10 protein-coding genes are annotated in these 19,127 nt (G+C 69.9%); 1 reads left to right on the forward strand and 9 read right to left on the reverse strand.

The window, feature by feature from the left end:
- Positions 1-56: 56 nt before the first annotated feature.
- The 3 genes from treS to treY form a co-directional block, all read right to left on the reverse strand.
- The gene (gene treS, locus D6850_RS16830; RefSeq protein ID WP_121168777.1) at positions 57-2,162 is read right to left on the reverse strand and encodes a maltose alpha-D-glucosyltransferase; all 2,106 of its coding nucleotides are present in this window, start codon (positions 2,160-2,162) and stop codon (positions 57-59) included.
- A gap of 25 nt (positions 2,163-2,187) precedes the next feature.
- A complete protein-coding gene (locus D6850_RS16835) occupies positions 2,188-3,513 on the reverse strand; it encodes a sugar phosphate nucleotidyltransferase (protein ID WP_121168778.1) in 1,326 nt (441 codons plus the stop codon).
- A gap of 134 nt (positions 3,514-3,647) precedes the next feature.
- Positions 3,648-5,978: a malto-oligosyltrehalose synthase gene (gene treY, locus D6850_RS16840; protein WP_121168779.1), complete on the reverse strand. Its 2,331-nt coding sequence runs from the start codon at positions 5,976-5,978 to the stop codon at positions 3,648-3,650.
- A gap of 153 nt (positions 5,979-6,131) precedes the next feature.
- On the opposite strand from treY, the gene glgA reads away from it, so the two are divergent.
- Complete coding sequence (gene glgA, locus D6850_RS16845) at positions 6,132-7,607, forward strand: glycogen synthase GlgA (RefSeq protein ID WP_121168780.1); 1,476 nt, start codon at positions 6,132-6,134, stop codon at positions 7,605-7,607.
- On the opposite strand, the gene malQ is transcribed toward glgA, so the two are convergent.
- Genes malQ through D6850_RS16875 form a run of 6 tightly spaced genes read right to left on the reverse strand, consistent with a single transcriptional unit; the run spans position 7,535 to position 18,951 of the window.
- Positions 7,535-9,379 (reverse strand): 4-alpha-glucanotransferase, encoded by a 1,845-nt coding sequence (gene malQ, locus D6850_RS16850; protein WP_121168781.1) that lies wholly within the window; start codon positions 9,377-9,379, stop codon positions 7,535-7,537. The two genes, glgA and malQ, sit on opposite strands and share 73 nt — an antisense overlap.
- A complete protein-coding gene (gene treZ / locus D6850_RS16855) occupies positions 9,369-11,147 on the reverse strand; it encodes a malto-oligosyltrehalose trehalohydrolase (protein ID WP_121168782.1) in 1,779 nt (592 codons plus the stop codon). The genes malQ and treZ overlap by 11 nt, the downstream gene beginning before the upstream one ends.
- Positions 11,144-13,228 (reverse strand): glycogen debranching protein GlgX, encoded by a 2,085-nt coding sequence (gene glgX, locus D6850_RS16860; RefSeq protein ID WP_121168783.1) that lies wholly within the window; start codon positions 13,226-13,228, stop codon positions 11,144-11,146. The genes treZ and glgX overlap by 4 nt, the downstream gene beginning before the upstream one ends.
- Position 13,229: 1 nt before the next feature.
- Positions 13,230-15,440 carry a 1,4-alpha-glucan branching protein GlgB gene (glgB, locus tag D6850_RS16865; RefSeq protein WP_121168784.1) on the reverse strand — a complete coding sequence of 737 codons (2,211 nt, stop codon included), beginning with the start codon at positions 15,438-15,440 and terminating at the stop codon, positions 13,230-13,232.
- On the reverse strand, positions 15,437-16,945 hold the full coding sequence (locus D6850_RS16870) for a putative maltokinase (protein WP_121168785.1): 1,509 nt from the start codon (positions 16,943-16,945) through the stop codon (positions 15,437-15,439). Before D6850_RS16870 ends, glgB begins: the two co-directional genes overlap by 4 nt.
- Complete coding sequence (locus D6850_RS16875; RefSeq protein ID WP_121168786.1) at positions 16,942-18,951, reverse strand: alpha-1,4-glucan--maltose-1-phosphate maltosyltransferase; 2,010 nt, start codon at positions 18,949-18,951, stop codon at positions 16,942-16,944. Before D6850_RS16875 ends, D6850_RS16870 begins: the two co-directional genes overlap by 4 nt.
- Positions 18,952-19,127: the final 176 nt, after the last annotated feature.

Here is a 19,127-nt window from a genome sequence, read left to right on the forward strand (position 1 = left end):
CAGAAGCGCCGACGCCGAGGATGAGAGGATCGCCCCGGCCGTGAATTGCAACGCCGTCAGACCGGCAACGGGTAGGCGATGCGCAGCGAACGCCCCTCCAGCGGGTCCAGCCGCACGCGCAGGCGCCCGTCCTCGCCGACCTCGCCCTCGATAGTTTCGGCGATCATGTCGACGACCGGGCCGGGGCGCGGCACGTCCAGCGTCAGCGTCTCGTCCACCGGCTCGCGGCCGAAATTCAGCGCCGTGACCTGCAGCCCGCGCCGGTCCGGCAGGTCATGCACCATCACCAGCAGGCCGGGCGCCTCGACATCGGGGATCGCCACCTGTTCGCTGGCCGCGATCCCGTGCGCGTCGCGCACGGCCAGTAGCCGCCGGAGCCGGCTGGCGAAACTGTCGGGGTCATCCAGTTGCGCCGTGATCGGCCCGTAGAGCGCCCGCGCCCGCGGCAGACCGTCGGCCGAATGGGTCGCGTCGGGCACCGCGTCGGTCAGGTCGTAGGCCCCCCGCGCGATCCAGCGCGTGTCGCCATCGGCCATCAGGTGCTCGACCTCCTGCGGATCGAGCGGCAGCGCGCCCACCAGGTCCCAGCCGGACAGCGCGAAGACGCCGGGCTGGAACGCGTTGTACATCACCAGCAGAAGGTGCGCGCGCCGGATCTCCTCAACCTGCGCGGAGTCCAGCGCATCGAGATCCTCGTGCCCCAGCGCGGCGGCGATGAGGCTGACCGTGGTGCAGGCGACGCCGTTGGTGACGAACCGCAGGTTGTAGGGCGCGCGCGGGCCGCTGATCGCCTCGTACATGGTTTCGCGGACATGGTCGCGCAGCGTGCGGCCCTGCCATGTCTGCCCGCCCAGGTCGAAGACGTCGTTGGCGTGCAGCGTCCAGAAATGCACCAGCTCCAGCGTCAGTTCGTCGTGGTTCTGCATTGCGTGGATCAGCGACGCGGGGTCGATGCCGTAGTCATGCACCATCCGCAGCATCATGCGCAGGAACTCGGTGTCGCCGGTGACCAGCGCGTGATGATAGGCGGGCCGCGTGATGAAGTCATAGGACAGGTCCGCGCCATGCCCCGACATCGCGGCGATGTCGTCCACCGTCAGGTTCAGTTCCTGGAAGGTGAAGCCGCCGGCCTTGCGCACGATCCCGCCCAGCAGACTGTTGCCGGTGACCGACAGCGGGTGGCTTTCCGACCAGACTGTGCCGTCCTCGCGCCGCTCGATCCCGAGGAACCCGTTGGCGTCCAGCCTCAGCCCCCGCGCGCCCAATTGGTCCAATGAATGCAGCGCGTCGCCCACGATCATCGTCTGCGCGGCGAAGGACGGGTCGAGCCAGTTGAGGCTCGGCTGCCCCTCCTTGAAGTAGTGCAGGTAGACCCAGCGGCGCGTTTCCCCGTCGACCCCCTTGATCGGGGCGGTCGCGCTCCAGTCGGTTTCCTTCACGCCCGGCTCGAAGAAGATCACGCGGTGCAGCTGCCCTGTGATGTATTCCCGTTCGGCCAGCAGATCGACGGTAGCGGGGGGCAGGTTGACCGATTGGCGCCCCTCCGGCACGTCGGGCAGCATTTCCCAGTCGTCCGGCGCGATTTCGATCATGTGGTAGAGGCCGGGATAGTCGCCGTGGCGCATGCAGGCGAGGTGGAAATCCGGCCCCTTGCCGGTATGCGACGGGATCACGTCGTCGATGGCCACGGCGTTGTGCGCAGCGGCCTGCGCGCTCAGGGCGATGTATTCCTCGCGCGTGCCGAAGGCCGGATCGACGTCAAAGCCGATACGGTCGAAATTGCCGTCGATGGTGGGCGTGTAGCGCCCGTCCCGGTAACCGCCCGCCCGCTTGGTCGGGCCGGTGTGGATCGCGCGGATGCCGATGGACGACAGCGCCTGCCAGAGCGTCGCATCGCCGAGCGTGGCCAGCACCGACGCGCCCTCTCGCGTGATGACGGAGGCCGGGTAAGTGGTGATCCAGACCGGGGCGACCGCGCTTGCCGTGCGGGGCTGGGAGGCGGCGAAGGGGCGGCGCCACATGCGCGCGGCGCCCCCGTAGGCGCGCGCCGCCTGCCGCGCCTGGTGCAGCATCGATATCCGTTCGAGTTCCGCCACGCGACCGTCGGCGGCGCCCGGTCCGGGGCCCCTGGGGTTATCGGCGCGGTCGCGTTTATTCGGCATCCGTCACCTTTCCGGCGGTCGTTGCTCAGTGGCGGCTTTGCCCTGCAAGGCTCGGCCGGTCGTCCGCCGCTTCGCGCGCGCCGGTGCGGCCAAGCCCGCGCTGATCCGCCGTCGCCGCCGATAGCGGCGTGTTGTTGCGGCGCGCCAGCAGCATCGCCGGGGTGACCAGCACCGTACCGCGCTCTGTCCGCCGGAACCAGCGCGCATCCTCCTGCGGGTCCTCGCCGATCACCATGCCCGGTTCGATCACCGTGCCCGGCGCGAGGATGCATCGCGAGATCCGCGCGCCCGCCCCGACCACGGCGCCTTGCATGACGGCCGACCCGGTGATGGAGGCGCCGCGCCCGATGACGCTGTGCGAGGCGACATAGGCGTCGCTGACGCCCCGCGGCGCCCATTCGCCGCCCGCCGCACCGGCGCGTTGCGCGAAATCCCCGAGCGCCGCGGGCAGCACCGGCCACTCCCGGTCGAGCCGCGCGTTGTCCTCCGCCCGGTGGACGAGATCGAGATGCGCGTCGAGATAGGCGTCGAGCGTCCCGACATCGCGCCAGTAGGGCTGGACGCCCTGCACCGGCGTGTCCAGCTGGTGCACGACGGCCCGCCCGGAGTCGACGAATGGCGGGACGACGTCGAAGCCGAAATCATGCCGCGAATCCTCCCGCTCGCGGTCGCGCAGCAGCGCCTCGCGCAGGGCCTTCCAGCGAAAGATGTAGATCCCCATGCTGGCGAAGGCGCGCGATGGATCGTCGCGCATGGCTGGCGGATCGTCCGGTTTCTCCAGGAAATCGGTAATCTTGCCGTCCTTATCCGCGTCGATGATCCCGAAGGCGCTGGCGGTGTCGATCGGCACGGCGGCGGCGGCGATGGTGAGATCGGCGTCAGAGCGGCGGTGACGCTGCAGCATGACGCGGTAATCCATCCGGTAGACGTGATCCGCCGCGAGGATCAGCACGTCGCGCGGCGCGAGCGCATCGATCCGGTCGATATTGTCGGTCACGGCCGACGCGGTTCCGACATAGCCGTCGGGATGGCCATTTACGTCAGGGCCATAGCGCACTTCGACACGGCCGCCCTTGCTCTCGAAGATGGGGCGCCAGAACTGGGTCAACCGGCGATGCAGCGTGCGCGGCTGATACTGGGTGGCCGCGATGATGTGGCGGCACCCGGAATTGCGCGCGTTGCAGAGACTGAAATCCACGATCCGCGCGTGGTTGCCCAACCGGACCGCCGGTTTGCATTCTTCCTGCGCCAGTTCATGCAGGCGCGTTCCCTTGCCCCCGGCCAGTAGGACGACCGGACAATCGGACATAACATCTTCATCCGCCCCGAAGGCGTTCGGCAAAATCTGCATGGCTTGTTCCCTTGGCTGACATGCCGCACGGGCATGTTTCAGACTGTTCGTGAGGGTAACAATTCGTGAGGGCGCCCGGTTCCACAACCGCAGGCGTGCATGGGCGACGGTACGCTCACGTACTCAACGCCGCGTCATCTACGCAGGAAGATCGCAGCGGCGGCGTCGGATATCGCGGCGTCGGGCGGCGGCCAGATGCGCGCCTCGCCCTCGCGCGGGTCCAACGCCCGCGCATCGAGCGGCGCCGGCGCCGCGACCAGCACGCGCAGCGCCCTGTCGCCGAAGACGCGGCGGAACCCGACCGTGCCGCCCGGCGCGTCGTCATCGGGCCGGTAATCGCCGTCCCGGAACAGCGCCGGGTCATCGCGGCGCAGCATCAGAAGCCCGCGCGTCAGATCGAACTTTTGCCGGTCCGCGCCGCTTGCCAGCGTGCCGGCATCCTCCAGCGCCGCGGCAAGCCGCGCGAAATCCACCGGCGCGCGGTTGTCGGGATCGGTCAGGCGATAGTTGCCGATCTCGCAACCCTGGTAGATGTCCGGGATCCCCGGAACGGTCAGCTTCAGCGCCAACTGCGCCAGCGACAGCCGCGCGGCGGTGCGCGCCGCCGGGTCGGTTTCGGCGGGGGGCGGGTCGAAGGCGGGCACGAGCGCGCGCGCGTAGTCCAGCACCGTGCCTTCATACTCCGCGTCCGGATCCTGCCATGTCGTGCCGTCCTTGGCCTCGCGCATCGCCTTGGTCGCGTGATCGCACAGGCGCGTTTCCAGCGCCTCTGACCCCTCGCCGCCCGGCAGCATCGCCCAGAGCGATTGCGCGAGGTACCAGCGCAGGTTCGGGTCGACCCGCCCTGCCCCGGATACATCCGAGGCCGCATCGAACAAGGCTTCCGCCGCGTCCGGGTGGTGGCTGAGCGCGATGATCCGGGCGCGCGCATCCTCGGACCGCTTGGTGTCGTGGCTGGAGGTCAGGCTCAGCCCGTGGGGCATGTCGCGGGCGCGCGCCTGCATCTGCGCGTGGAAACGCGCGGCGTCGATCGCCGGCATACTCGGCTCGGCGCCGACCTCGTTCGCGCTGATGAGCGCGTTGTGCCGGTAGAACGCCGTATCCTCCTGCCCCTTCGCCATGACGGCGCCGGAGACCTGCTGAAACCGCCGAGGCAGGTCCGCGTCCGCCTCCACGTCGAGCAGCCGGTCCACGATGAAATCGAGCGCCCGCCGCCCGCCGTCCTGCGCCGCCGCGGCAGACGCGGCCTCGCGCAGCGCCGCCTCGTCCTCGGGGCGCACCGCGCCGCCACCTAGATAGGTGCGATAGCGGTCCAGATGCGTGATTAGCCCGATGATGGCGCGGCGCCACGTCTCGGGGCCGTATTCCGACGCCACCGGGTCGACGGCGGCGGCCTTCGCTACCATCGCCTGAAGCCGCCACAGCTCGGCCGCGAGCTCAGTTTCCAGCATCATGCGTTTCGCACGCTCCACGACCTCGCCGAACGCGGCGCGCCGATCTGTGACGCGGCGGTAGAAATCATCGATCCGGCGCGCGCCGCTTTCGGAGGTCAGGACCTGCGCTAGGTCACGGGCGAGGACATAGCCGGTCGTCCCCGCAATCGGCCAGTCTGGCAGCGACTCGCCGGGCGCGATGATCTTTTCCACCCAGACCGGCGTTTCGGGCAGCCGGTCCCGCAGCCGCGCGAGGTATTCGCCGGGATCGGCGAGCCCGTCGACGTGATCGACCCGCAGGCCGTCCACCGCGCCGCTGTCGCACAGATCGAAGATCAGGCGATGCGTGTCCTCGAAGACCGCGCGATCCTCGATGCGCATGCCGATCAGCCCGCTGATGCTGAAGAACCGCCGATGGGTGATCGCGTCGCGCTCGGCGCGCCAATGGCAGAGCCGCCAGAACTGCCGGTCGTGCAGCGCCCGGATGGCCGCGTGATCGTCCGGCCGCGGCAGGGTCTCCGGCAGGGTGCGCGCGTCGAGCGGCACCCGCAGCGGCCCGTGGACGAGGACCGCGCCCGCCTCGTCCATCTCGACCGCGATGCCGCCGTCCCGCAACACCTCCTCGAACGGCGCCTGCAGCATCGGCAGCATCAGCCGCCGGTCCGGCGCGATGTCGAAATGGGCGCGGTAGCGGCTGGCGTCGCCATTGGCCAGGAGGTCGCGCAGCCACGGATTGTCCAGCGTGAAGGCCATGTGGTTCGGCACGATATCCAGCACGATGCCGATCTCATGCGCGCGCGCGGCGGCGGCGAGCCGCCCGAACCCCTCGCGCCCGCCGAGTTCGGGGTCGATCGCGGTCGGGTCGATGACGTCGTAGCCGTGGCTCGACCCCGGCTGGGCGGCGAAGACGGGCGAAAGGTAGAGATGGCTTATACCGAGCCCGCCAAGATAGGGCAGCACGCCTGTCGCCGCCTCGAAATCCATGCCGCCGCGCAGTTGCAGACGATAGCAGGACGCTGGCAGTTGTCGCATTTTCGCTCCGTGGAATGAGATCGGCGGGCCGCGCCGCACCGACCGGCGCGGCACATCCTGAACGCCGGGGGCCGCGCACGGTTCCCCCCGGCCGGAACCCGCGCCGGTCTCGCCGGTTTGTAGGACAAGGTAGACCTAGCGGGGGAAACGACCATGAAGGTCCTGTCGGTCACGTCCGAAATGTATCCACTGGCCAAGACCGGCGGCCTCGCGGATGTCTGCGGCGCGCTTCCCGGCGCCCTGGCGCGCCAGGGCGTGGACATGCGCGTCCTTCTGCCCGCCTATCCCGGCGCGCGCGAATTGTGCGGGCCCTGCGCGGGCGGCGTTCCGCTCGGCCTGCCGCTCGGGACGGCGACGCTCAGGCGGTGCGAGGTGGCGGGCGGGACCGTCTGGCTGCTGGATGCGCCGGGATTATACGACCGCCCCGGCGGCCCCTACCAGGACACGGACGGGCGCGACCATGGCGACAACTGGAGGCGTTTCGCGCTGTTGGCGCAGGCGGCGGCGCGGATCGCCGGCGAGGGCGCGGAGGGGTGGACGCCCGACGCCGTGCACGGCCACGACTGGCAGGCGGGCCTCGTTCCCGCCTACCTGCGCGCCGGGGGCTGCGACGTGCCGAGCGTGCAGACCATCCACAACATCGCCTTTGCCGGCCAGTTCCCGGCCGGGATCTTCGGCGACCTCGGCCTGCCCGCCGGGTATTACGACATGGAGGGCGTCGAGTTTCACGGCGGCGTGAGCTTTCTCAAGGCGGGGCTGCATTTTGCCGACGCGATCACCACCGTCAGCCCCACCTACGCGGAAGAGCTGACGCGGCCCGAATTCGGCCACGGCTTCGACGGGCTGCTCCGGGCGCGCGCCGGCGATTTCACCGGCATCCTGAACGGGATCGACACGGGCGAATGGGATCCCGGCGCCGACCCGCTGATCGAACGGCGCTATAGCTCGCGCAGCATGGGGCGCAGGGCAGCGAACCGCCGCGCGCTCTGCACGGCCTTCGCGCTGGATGGCGAACGGCCGCTTGTCTCCGTCATCAGCCGGCTCACCCATCAGAAGGGGATCGACGTGATCTTCGACGCCGCCGACGACATCGTCGCGCGGGGGTTCAACCTGATCGTGCTGGGCGCCGGCGACGCGGAACTGGAAACCGCGGCCCATGACCTCGCGATGCGGCACGCGGGGCGGATCGGCGTCCATGTCGGTTACGACGAGGCGCTGGCCCACCGCATCCAGGCGGGCGCCGACGCGCTGTTGGTGCCGTCACGGTTCGAGCCTTGCGGGCTCACCCAGCTTTGCGCGCTGCGCTACGGCGCGCTGCCCGTCGTTGCGCCGACCGGGGGGCTGATCGATTCGGTGATCGACGCGACGCCCGCCTCGCTCGACGCGGGCGTCGCGACCGGCATCCACCTGCGCGAGGTGTCGGCGCGCGGGATCGGCGCGGCGCTCGGCCGGTTGGCCGAGATCATGGCGGAGCCGAACCGCCACGCGCGGATGATGCGCAACGCGATGGGCGCCGACGTGTCGTGGTCGTCCAGCGCGGGGCGCTATGCCGCGCTCTATGCCGGGCTGGTCGACGGGCGCCGCCGGATCCGCGAAAGCCGCGCCGCCAGCGCGGCAAAGCGGGGATGATCCTCCAGCGCCTCGATCGGCGTCGGGCTGCGCTTGCGCCAGTTGGGGTATTCGTCGGTGGTGCCGGGGATGTTCGTCGGCGCCTGCGGCCCCGCGATATCGGCCAGCCGGGCCGCCATCAGCAGCGACGGCGTCTGCGCCAGGAAGGCATGCGCGGCCAGCATCACGGGTTCGGGCAACTCCGCCGATCCGGCGGCCGTCCGGCGATCCGCCTCCGACAGTTCCCCGGCAAGGGACAGGCCGGCCAGGAGGTCGCGCCGCTCATCCTCGCGCTGCGTGCGATGCTGTGCCGACGTCTCGGCGTCGACCAACCCGAACCGCTCCCGGTCGTCGATGTCGCGGCCTTGCCACCAGTCCGCCAGCGTCGGAAGGTCATGCGTTGACAGACAGGCGAGCGCGCAGGCCGGATAGCGGCGCGGCGGCGTGAACCCCCGTTTGCCCTGTTCGAAGTAGAGCAGACGATAGGATAGGATCGCGGCGTCGCGCATGACGCCCCGGAACCCGCGCGGGACCGAGCCGAGATCCTCGCCCACGATGATGGCCCGGGCGGCGTGGGATTCCTCGGCCAGAGCCCGCAGCATCTGCGGCATCGGGTAGCGCAGATATCCGCCCTCGATCGCGCTCATTCCATCGGGGATGAGGAACAGTTGCCACAGCAGCATCGCATGATCGATGCGGAGCGCCCCGGCATGGGACAATTGCGCGCGGATCATGTCGCGGAAGGGGGCGAAATCGCGCGCCTCCAGCGCCTCGGGCGACGGCGCGGCAAGGCCCCAGTCCTGCCCCTGCGTCTGGAAAAGGTCCGGCGGCGCGCCGATGCGCAGCCCGCGCAGCATGACGTCGCCGCCCCACCCGGCCGAGCCGTCCGGCGCCTCCCCGACCGCGAGGTCGAGATAGAGCCCGACGCGCATCCCCGCCTCCCGAGCCCGTCGCTGCGCGGTGGCCAGTTGCCGGTCCGCCAGCCACTGCAGCCAGACGTGGAACGCGACCTCGTCGGCGTGCGCGCGGGCGAAGTCGCGCACCGGCGCGCCGTCCGGTTGCCGGAGCGGCGCGGGCCAGCCGCGCCAGCCCGCGCCGCGCCCCTCGGCCGTCATGTGGTGCGACAGCGCCTCGAACGTTGCGTGCCGGTCCAGCGCGTCGCCCCGCTCGGCCCTGAAACTGTCATGGTCGGCGCGCGCGGCCTCGTCCGCGAAGGGCGCGCAGTCGAAAATCTCGCGCAGGGCGCCCAGTTTCAATGCCGCGACGCGCGGGTAATCCACCTCGCTTGCCGCGCGCAGATCGTGCAGGTCGGGCGGCGCGTCGCCCGCGCCCGGCACATCATCGACTGCGATGTAGAGCGGGTTGAGAAATGCGCGGTTCGATGGCGCGAAAGGGCTGCACCGCTCGGGCGCGGCCAGGAACAGCGCATGCAGCGGGTTGACGCCGACGAAATCGGCCCCCGCGCGCGCCGCGATCCCGGCCAGGTCGCCGAGGTCACGGAAATCACCGATCCCCCAGTTCCGGCCCGAGCGCAGTTCGTAGAGCTGGCAGAAAATCCCCCAGGCCGGCGCGTCGCGCAGCCCCGCCGGGGTGAAGCAGCGCGCGTCGTCGGGCGCCCGCATCCGCCGCTCGGGCACGCCATCGTCCGGCGCGTCCCTCTCCGGATCGACGCCGAGGGCGCGCAGCATCGCGCGGCGGGTGGCGGCGGGCACGGCGCGCCGGTCGCCGTGGGCGTCGGTGTAGGTCGGCGGGATCCCGTGCGCGCGGCTGAGCCGATCGAGGTCATGCGTCATGAAGGCCCTCCTGACGGGTGAACCGCACCTGCCACGGGCCGAGCCACGTCCGCGCCCCGACCGGCCCCCAGATCACCCGGCCCGGCGCGGCGGGCGCGGCCCTGTCCCCGTCGCCGAGGTTGGCGCGCAGCGAGATGCGCGCGCCATCCAGCCGCCAGTCCACCGCGACCACGTCCGCCTCCGCGTCGATCACGCGGCCCGTATGCGCCCCGGCGCCCGCCAGAAGCGGCACGATCTCGCGCCGGCGCACCCGCAGCAGCGCGCCCGTTTCCTCGAGCCGCGCCTGTCCCGCGCCGTCGCGCCTTGCCCAGTCGATGCGGGACGCCGCGAAGGTCTCCGGCGCGTTGGGGTCGGGGATCGCATCGGTCGCGCCGTCCTCGAAGGCGGCGAAACCCGCGAATTCGCGCCGCCGCCCCTGCCGCACCGCGTCCGCGAGGTCTCCGTGAAAATCGGTGAAGAAGAGGAACGGCCGCTCCTCGCCGTATTCCTCGCCCATGAACATCAGCGGGATATGCGGCGACAGCAGCAGGATGGCGCGCAAGGCCCGCACCGCCGGCGCGGGGGCCAGCGCGTCGATCCGTTCGCCGAAGGCGCGGTTGCCGGCCTGGTCGTGGTTCTGAAGGAAATCTACGAAGGCCACGGGCGGCAGATGCGCGCTCGGGCCGCCGCGCGGCGCGTCCTTCTGCGGCGACACCTGCCCCTGGTAGGCGAACCCTTCGGCCAGCGCGCGCGCCAGATGCGCATGCGGCGTGTCGGCGAAATCGGCGTAATAGCCCTCGTCCTCGCCGGTGGCGATCACGTGGGCGGCGTTGTGCCAGTCGTCGTTCCACTCGGCGGTGTAGAGCGGCGCGCGCCCGTCCTCGCGTTCGTGCAGGTGGGTGATGTTGCGGTTGTCCTCGGTCGTCAGGTGCGCGTCGGGAAATTCGCGGCGCACCTCCCGCGCGATCTCGACCAGGATCTCGGGGTCGGAGTCGTCCTTCACATGGTCGATGGCATCCAGCCGCAGCCCGTCCAGCCGGAAATCGCGCAACCAGTAAAGCGCGTTCTCGACGAAGAACCGCCGCACCGGTTCGCGGTCATAGGCGATGGCGGCGCCCCAAGGCGTGTGCTGTTCGGGGTGGAAGAACTCGGGCGCGTAGAGGTTCAGGTAATTCCCCTCCGGCCCGAAATGGTTGTAGACGACGTCAAGCAACACCATCAGCCCCGCGCCATGCGCCGCGTCGACCAGCGCGCGCATCTGGTCGGGCGTGCCGTAGGCGGGATGCACGGCGTAAGGAAGCACCCCGTCATAGCCCCAGCCGCGATCCCCGGCGAACTGCGCCACCGGCATGATCTCGATCGCCGTGACGCCGAGATCGGCAAGCGCGCCCATGCGTTCCGCGGCGGCGGCGAAGGTGCCTTCGGGCGTGAAGGCGCCGATGTGCAGCTCGTAGATCACCGCCTCGCGCCACGCCCGGCCGGGCCGGTCGTGCCTCCACTCGTACCGGTCCGGGTCCACCAGCCGCGATGGCCCGTGCACGTCGCGCGCCTGCGCGCGCGCGGCCGGATCGGGTACGGTGCGGCCGTCCTCCAGCAGGTAGGCGTATTCCGCGCCCGCCTCCGACAGCGGCGCCTCGCAGCAGAACCAGCCGTCGCCCTGCGCGGTCATGGCGATGTCCCGCCCGCCAATGCGCAGCGCCAGCCTCTCCTGCGCCGGCGCCCAGAGCGCGAAACCGACCTCGCTCGCGCCGATGACGGGCCCCCAGTCCTGCCGTCCGTCGCCGCTCACGGCGCACCCCCTTCAAGCAGCAGGATCGCCCGCCCGGCGACCTCGATCGACGGGTCCACCGTCCTGCCCTCGCCTTCGGACGTGGCGATGCCGCGCGCGGTGTCGACCAGGACCCGCCATTGCCCCGACAGCCCCTCGGGCAGGTCGAACCGGACCGCGTCGGCATCGGCGTTCAGAAGCGCGAGGAACGCGCCATCCGGTCCCGACAGGTGTAGGCAGAGCCTGCGGTTTTCGGGGTCGTCCCAATCCTCGCGCGTCATTTCCTCTCCGTCGGGGCGCAGCCAGCGCGCGCAGACATCGAACCCGCCGCGCGGCTCGGCATGGATGAATTTCTCGGTCCGCAGCAGGGGGCGCGTGCGGCGGATGGCGATCAGGCCCTTGGTGAACGCCTCGAACTCCGGGTCGCCGGGGCCGTCCGGATCCCAATCGAGCCAGTTGAATTCGACATCCTGGCAATAGGCGTTGTTGTTGCCGTGCTGGCTGCGCCCGCGTTCGTCGCCCATCAGGATCATCGGCATCCCCTGCGAGATCATCAGCGTCGTCATCAGGTTACGGCGTTGCCGGTTGCGCAGCGCGCGGATGTCTTCATCGTCGGTCGGCCCCTCGGCGCCGCAGTTCCACGACAGGTTGTGATCGGTCCCGTCGGTGTTGTCCTCGCCGTTCTCCTCGTTGTGCTTGCCGTCGTAGCTCACCAGGTCGATGAGCGTGAAACCGTCATGCGCGGTCACGAAATTGACGCTGGCCCAGGGCCGGCGGCCCTCGTGCTCGAAAAGCTGCGACGACCCCAGCAGCCCGTCGGCCAGGTTCGCGGCACTACCCTCGTCGCCGCGCCAGAAGGCGCGCACGCTATCGCGCCAGCGGTCGTTCCATTCGGCCCAGCCGGGCGGAAACCGGCCAAGCTGATAACCGTCCGGCCCGGTATCCCACGGCTCCGCGATCAGCTTCACCCGGCTCAGCACCGGGTCCTGGCGGGTGGCCTCAAGGAACACGGCATGCATGTCGAACGCCTCGCGCTCGCGGCCCAGCGTCGCGGCGAGGTCGAAGCGGAAGCCGTCGACGTGACATTCCTCGACCCAGTAGCGCAGGCTGTCCATGACCATCTGCAACGCCCGCGTGTGCCGCATGTCGAGAGCGTTGCCGCAGCCGGTGGTGTCGTAGTAATAGCGCCGGTCGTCGGCGAGGATGTAATAGCTCGCGTTGTCGATGCCGCGGAACGACAGAGTCGGGCCCATCTCGTTGCCCTCGGCGGTGTGGTTGTAGACCACGTCCATGATGACCTCGATCCCCGCATCGTGCAGGCGATGGACCATCAGCTTGAACTCGTTGATCGCGCCGTCGCGGGTCAGGTAGCGCGGCGCCGGCGCGAAGAAACCGAGCGTGTTGTAGCCCCAGTAATTCGTCAGTCCCCGGTCGACCAGGTTCCGGTCGTCGAAGAACGCCTGCACCGGCAGCAATTCGACGGCGGTGACGCCGAGGTCGACGAGGTGGTCGATCGTCGCGCGGCTCGCCAGCCCCTCGAACTTGCCGCGCACGCGTTCGGGCAGGTCGGTGTGGCGGGCGGTCATGCCCTTCACATGGGCCTCGTAGATAATCGTGTCCTGCCAGGGCCGGTTGGGGCTGATGTCGCCGCCCCAGGTATGCGCGGTGTCCACCACCACGCATTTCGGCATCACGAAGGCGCTGTCGCGCCGGTCGAAGCTGAGATCGCCCTTCTTGTGGCCGATCTTGTAACCGAAAAGCGCGTCATGCCATTTCAACCGCCCGCTGAGCGCCAGCGCATAAGGGTCGATCAAAAGCTTGTTGGGATTGAACCTGTGCCCCTCTTCCGGCGCGTAAGGCCCGTGCACGCGGTAGCCGTAGCGCTGGCCGGGCCGGACCCAGGGCAGGTAGCCGTGCCAGACCTGGTGGGTGTTCTCGGGCAGCTCGATCCGGTCCGTCTCGCGCCGGCCGGACGAGTCGAACAGGCACAGTTCCACCTTGGTGGCATTGGCCGAGAACAGCGCGAAATTCACGCCTGATCCGTCCCATGTCGCCCCGAGCGGCCAGTCCGAGCCTTCCAGCGGCGTCTGTTTCACGACCATGTCATTCCTCCGGTATCAGGACGAGCACGCCAAGCGGCGGCAGCGTCATTGTCGCGGCGGCCGGCCGGCCGTGGGCGCCGGGCGTGGTGGCGAACACGCGGCCGCCATTGCCCGCGCCCGATCCGCCGTACTCCTCCGCGTCGGTGTTCATCACCTCGCGCCAGCGTCCCTCGGCGGGCAGGCCGACGCGGAACCCCTCGCGCAGGACGGGGGCCATGTTGGCGATCACCGCCACCGGCGGGTCGCCCTCCGCGCCGCGACGCAGGTAGGAGAACACGTTGTTTTCCGCATCGCCCCCGTCGATCCATTCGAACCCTTCGGGCACGCAGTCGCGGGCGTGAAGCGCCGGCGTCTCGCGATAGAGCCGGTTGAGATCGCGCACCAGCCGTTGCAGCCCGGCATGGGCGGGATCGTCCAGCAGGTGCCAGTCGAGGCTGGCGTCGTGGTTCCACTCGCGCTCCTGCCCGAACTCGCCTCCCATGAAGAGCAGCTTCTTGCCCGGATGCGTCCACATGAAGCCGAAATAGGCGCGCAGGTTCGCGAACCTCTGCCAGCGGTCGCCGGGCATCTTGCCCAGCAGCGACCCCTTGCCATGCACCACCTCGTCATGGCTCAGCGGCAGGACGAAATTCTCGGAAAAGGCGTAATGGAGGCCGAAGGTCATGCTGTCGTGATGGTATTTCCGGTGCACCGGGTCCTGCGCCATGTATTGCAGCGTGTCGTGCATCCAGCCCATGTTCCACTTGAAATCGAAACCCAGCCCGTCCTGGTCGACGGGGCGGCTGACACCGGGCCAGGCGGTCGATTCCTCGGCCATCGTCAGCGCGCCGGGCGCGCGTTCGGAAACACTGGCATTGGTCCCGCGCAGGAATTCGATGGCATCGAGATTCTCGCGCCCGCCATGCCGGTTGGGCACCCATTCGCCGGGATCGCGCGAATAATCGAGGTAGAGCATCGAGGCCACCGCATCGACGCGCAGCGCGTCGACGTGGAATTCGCGCAACCAGTAGAGCGCGCTGGCGCGCAGGAAGTTGGCGACCTCGGCGCGGCCGAAATTGTAGATCAGCGTGTTCCAGTCGCGGTGAAAGCCAAGGCGCGGATCCTCGTGTTCGTAAAGCGCGGTGCCGTCGAAGCGCACCAGCCCGTGCGCGTCCGAGGGAAAATGCGCCGGCACCCAGTCGACGATCACGCCGACCCCCGCGCGGTGCAGCCGATCGACCATCGCCGCGAAATCCGCCGGGCTGCCGTGGCGCGAGGTAGGGGCGAACATGCCCGTGGGCTGATAGCCCCATGAGCCGGTGAAGGGGTGTTCGCTCAGCGGCAGGAATTCGACATGCGTGAACCCCATCTGCGTGGCGTAATCGGCCAGCTGCTCGCCCAGCTCGGCATAGGACAGCACCCGGTCGCCGTCGGCGCGCCGCCAGGACCCCGGATGCACCTCGTAGATCGACACCGGTTTCTGCGTGGGCGTGCCCTCGGGCAGCGCCCGCATCCACGCCTCGTCCTGCCAGTCGCGCCTAGGCAGCCCGGCGATGACCGACGCGGTGGCGGGCGGATGTTCGGCGGCGAAGGCGACCGGATCGGCCTTGAGCGGGAGCACCTCGCCATGCACGCCGAGGATCTCGTACTTGTAGATCGCGCCTGTCCCGAGACCGGGGACGAACAGTTCCCACACCCCGCCGCCAAGCCGGCGGCGCATCGGGTGGCGGCGCCCGTCCCAGGCGTTGAAATCGCCGACGACGCTGACGCGCCGCGCGTTCGGCGCCCAGACGGCGAAGGCGGCGCCGTCGACACCCTCATGCGTGACCGGATGCGCGCCGAGCCGGCGGTAGAGTTCCTCGTGCCGCCCCTCGGCCAGCAGGTGCTCGTCAAGCTCGCCCAGCACCGGGCCGAAGGCATAAGGGTCCGGCCGCTCCCATTCCGCGTCCCCGGCCCGCAGGCGCAAACGATAGGAGAACGGCTTGCGCCGCCGCCCCATCGCGCCGCTGAAGAACCCTTCGGCATCGACTCGGTCAAGCGTCGCGGCCGTGCGTCCGGTTTTGGCGTCGATGACGGAAACCTCGGCCGCCTCCGGCGCAAAGACGCGCACGACCGGGGGGCGCCCGTCCCGCGCGTGCATCCCGAGCACCGAGAACGGGTTTGAGTGGCGACCGCGCAGGATCGCCTCGATCTCGGCCGGTTCGGGCGCATGATCGTGGGTCGGTGGGGTCATGGCGCGCTCATCGCGTCGGCCAGTTTCAGCACCCCGGCCATCGGAACGACGGCCCAGTCGGGCCGGTTGGACAATTCGTAACTCACTTCGTAAACCGCCTTTTGCAAGAGGAACAGCTCGAGGAGCGCGGTTTCCAGCGCCGCCTCGGGGGCGGCCGCGCATCCCGCCATCTCGTCGCGGTATCCCGCCATGAACGCGCGCGACGCGGCGGCGTGCCAGTCGTCGGCCCGCGCGGCCGCGTCGGCGGGATCGGCGCCGCTCTGCGCGGCGCGAAGCACCGCCGACCGCGCGGCGTAGTCGATCGAGCGCAGCATGCCCGCCACGTCGCGCAGCGGCGACATCTTCGCGCGCCGCGCGGCCAGGTCGCGGCGCGGCTCGCCCTCGAAATCGATGATGGCGAAATCGTCATCCGGCGTGACCAGCACCTGGCCCAGGTGATAATCGCCGTGGATCCGCGTGCGCAGGCCCGACGGTGCCGCGCTGGCCACCCGTTCGATCCGCGCCTTCAGGACCGGCCCGCGCGCCATGACGTCGCCGGCGACCGCCGCCAACGCGCCGGGGGTGCGCGCGACGGGCGCGATCATCCCCAGCGCGTCGTCGATGTCGGCCAGCGCCTCCGCCGTCCATGCCGCAAGGTCGGCGCGCGTGACGGGGACGGGCGCGAAGGCGTGATCGGCGGTTTCCGCCGCCAGCGCGCGGTGCAACCCGCCCGTCCGCTGCCCGAGCAACCGGCAGAGCGCGGCATCCTCGGCCAGGTCAGCGGGACCGGCCCGGCGCGCGACGACCGCGTCGAGACGGCTGGTGAAATGGCTCCAGGCATCGCCCCGGTTGGGCGCATAGGCGAAGGCGGCGGCCAGCGTCGTCGCCTCCCCGTCCTTCGGTTCCAGCGTCGCGCTGCCCAGCCAGGCGGGCGCATGGGCGAACCGCGCGGCGCGGGTCAGGTGGCGCGACACCTCGACATCGGGTTGCGGCCCCGCGCGCAGGCGGCGGTAGACCTTGAGGACCACCTGCCGCCCGAAGGCGATGGACACGTTGCTCTGTTCGGCGGCAAGCGGCGTCGGCGTATCCATCTGCGCAGCGGGCGGGATGCCCTCGCCCTCGAAGCGGACGCCTCCTTGGGGGCCCATCACCGTCTGACCGTCGCGCATCGCCTGCAAGAGGCCGCGCGCGAGGGTCATGTCGGCCGCCCCGTCGAAAAGCGCGGGCCCGTCCGGCAACCGGCCGATCCGGTGCCGCGCCGCGTCGTCGGTCCGCGCCGTCAGCGGCAGGAAGTAGCGCTGCGCCCCGCCCGGCAGCGCCACATCGGCGATGCAGAGCGCGGCATCCCCTTCGTCCATCGCGCAGAAGCTCGTCAGGTCCACGTCCCCGATCCGCGCCTCCTTGGCGCCGAACCAGCGTTGCGCCGGCAGGTATCCCGGCAGGACGTCGCGCGCGAAGGCGCGGCCCGCCTCCCCGCTCAGCGCACGGCAGAGCGCGCTGTCCTCGGTGATCCCCGGCCCGTTCATGGCCGAACCCCGCCCGGCGGCAACAACCGCCAGATCGCGTAGGGCCGCGTTTCGGGGTCGAGCCGCAGCGTGTGATCCTTGCCATGCCAGGTGAAGCTGTTGCCGTGCAGCAGGTCCTGCACCTCGATCGACGCATCGTCGGGCAGGCCGAATTCCCACAAGGGCACCTCGAACGCGAAGTCGCGCGCGCCGAACGGATCGAGGTTGACATGGAACAGAAGGAAGCTGCCGGCCTCCGCGTCCATGCGCCCGTAATAGAGCACGTCGTCGTCATGCGCCGGGTAGAACCGCAGGTTGGTGAAATCGCGCATCGCCGGGTGCCCGGTGCGGATGCGGTTGATCGCGCGGATGTCGTCCTTGATGTGGCCCGGCTGGTCGAAATCCCATTGGCGGAGCTGGTATTTCTCGCTGTCGAGGTATTCCTCCTTGCCGGGCACCGGGCGCCCCTCGCAGATCTCGAAGCCGTTGTAGATGCCGTAATTGCCCGCCAGCGTCGCCGCCAGCACCAGCCGCGTGCGGAACCCCGGCCGCCCGCTGGTCTGCAGGAAGCGCGGGTTGATGTCGGGCGTGTTGGCAAAGAAGTTGGGCCGCATGTAATGGCGGCACTCCTCGCGCGTGAGTTCCGTCAGATATTCGGTCAGCTCGGCCTTGGAATGGCGCCAGGTGAAATAGCTGTAGGACTGGGTGAAGCCCAGCTTCGCCAGCCGTTTCATCACCTTGGGCCGGGTGAACGCCTCGGCCAGGAAGATCGTGTCGGGGTGGCGCGCCTGCACCTCCCCGATCAGCCATTCCCAGAACGGGAACGGCTTGGTGTGCGGGTTGTCCACGCGGAAGATCCTGACCCCGTGTTCGACCCAGAACAGCACCACGTCCAGCAGTTCCAGCCAGAGCGACGGCAGCGCGTCGCGGTAGAAATGGACGTTGACGATATCCTCGTATTTCTTGGGCGGGTTCTCGGCGAACCTGATGGTTCCGTCGGGGCGCCAGTCGAACCATTCGGGATGTTCCGTGATCCACGGATGATCCGGCGAACACTGGACCGCGAAATCGAGCGCGATCTCAAGCCCGTGATCGGCGGCCGCCGCGACCAGCCGGTCGAAATCCTCCAGCGTGCCGAGCTCGGGGTGGATCGCGGTATGCCCGCCTTCCTGCGCGCCGATGGCATAGGGGCTGCCGGGGTCGTCCGGCCCTGCGGTCAGCGCGTTGTTCGGCCCCTTACGGTTGGTCCGCCCGATGGGGTGGATGGGCGGAAAATAGAGCACGTCGAAGCCGAGGTCGCGCACGTAGGGCAGCCGGTCAATGACATCGTCAAACGTGCCATGCGCGCCGTCCTGGCCCCAGGATCGCGGCATCATCTCGTACCACGCACTGACCGCCGCCGCCTCGCGATCGACGCGCAGGGGCAGTTCGCATTCGTAATGTGTGAGATTGGTGCGCGGCCCGGTCTCGCGCATCAGCGCCAGCGTGTCGTCCGCTATGAGCAGGGATTGCCGCCGGTCGTCATCGGCGTCCGCCAGTTCACCGGCCAGCCGCGTCAGCGCCTTGCGCGGCCGCGCCTTCAGCGTCTCTCCGGCCTTCAGCGCCGCATCGACGAGGCGCCGCCCCTCCTCCAGCTCCAGCGCGATATCCTGCCCGGCGGCGATCTTCTTGGCGGTGTCGTCGCGCCAGCTTGCGAAAAGGTCGCGCCACGCCAGCAGCGAAAGCCGCCACAGCCCCGGCTCGGGCGCGGACAGCTCGACAGCCCAGCGATCGTTGCCGATGAAACTGAACGCGGTTTCCACCGCCTTCGAGGCACCGTCGCGGCGCAGTTGCGCGGCCGCGCGGATCCGGTCATGCCCGTCGCCGAATATGTCCGCCTCGACGGTGAAACAGCGCCCCGCGACCACCTTGGCCGCGAACCGGCCGCCGTCGATTTCATGCGAGATGTTCTCGAAAGCGATACGGCTCTGCGCGATGGATCGGGCGGCCTCCCCCAGTTTCGCGCGGCTTCTGCGAGCATCTGCCATTCCCGGACTCCGATAGCGTTCTGCGATCTGCGAACTCAACAAGTCCCTTTGGCATTTGGTTCCCCTTCCGGGGACGAGTCCGATCACCGGCGCCCGGATCGGCGCGAAGGCAGGCGGCGCAGGCGGAAACGGCCCATTGCGCGGCGACGCGGGTGGCGGTCCTTGGGGTGTGGATG

It is taken from the genome of Roseovarius spongiae (assembly GCF_003651245.1).
Taxonomy (GTDB): domain Bacteria; phylum Pseudomonadota; class Alphaproteobacteria; order Rhodobacterales; family Rhodobacteraceae; genus Roseovarius; species Roseovarius spongiae.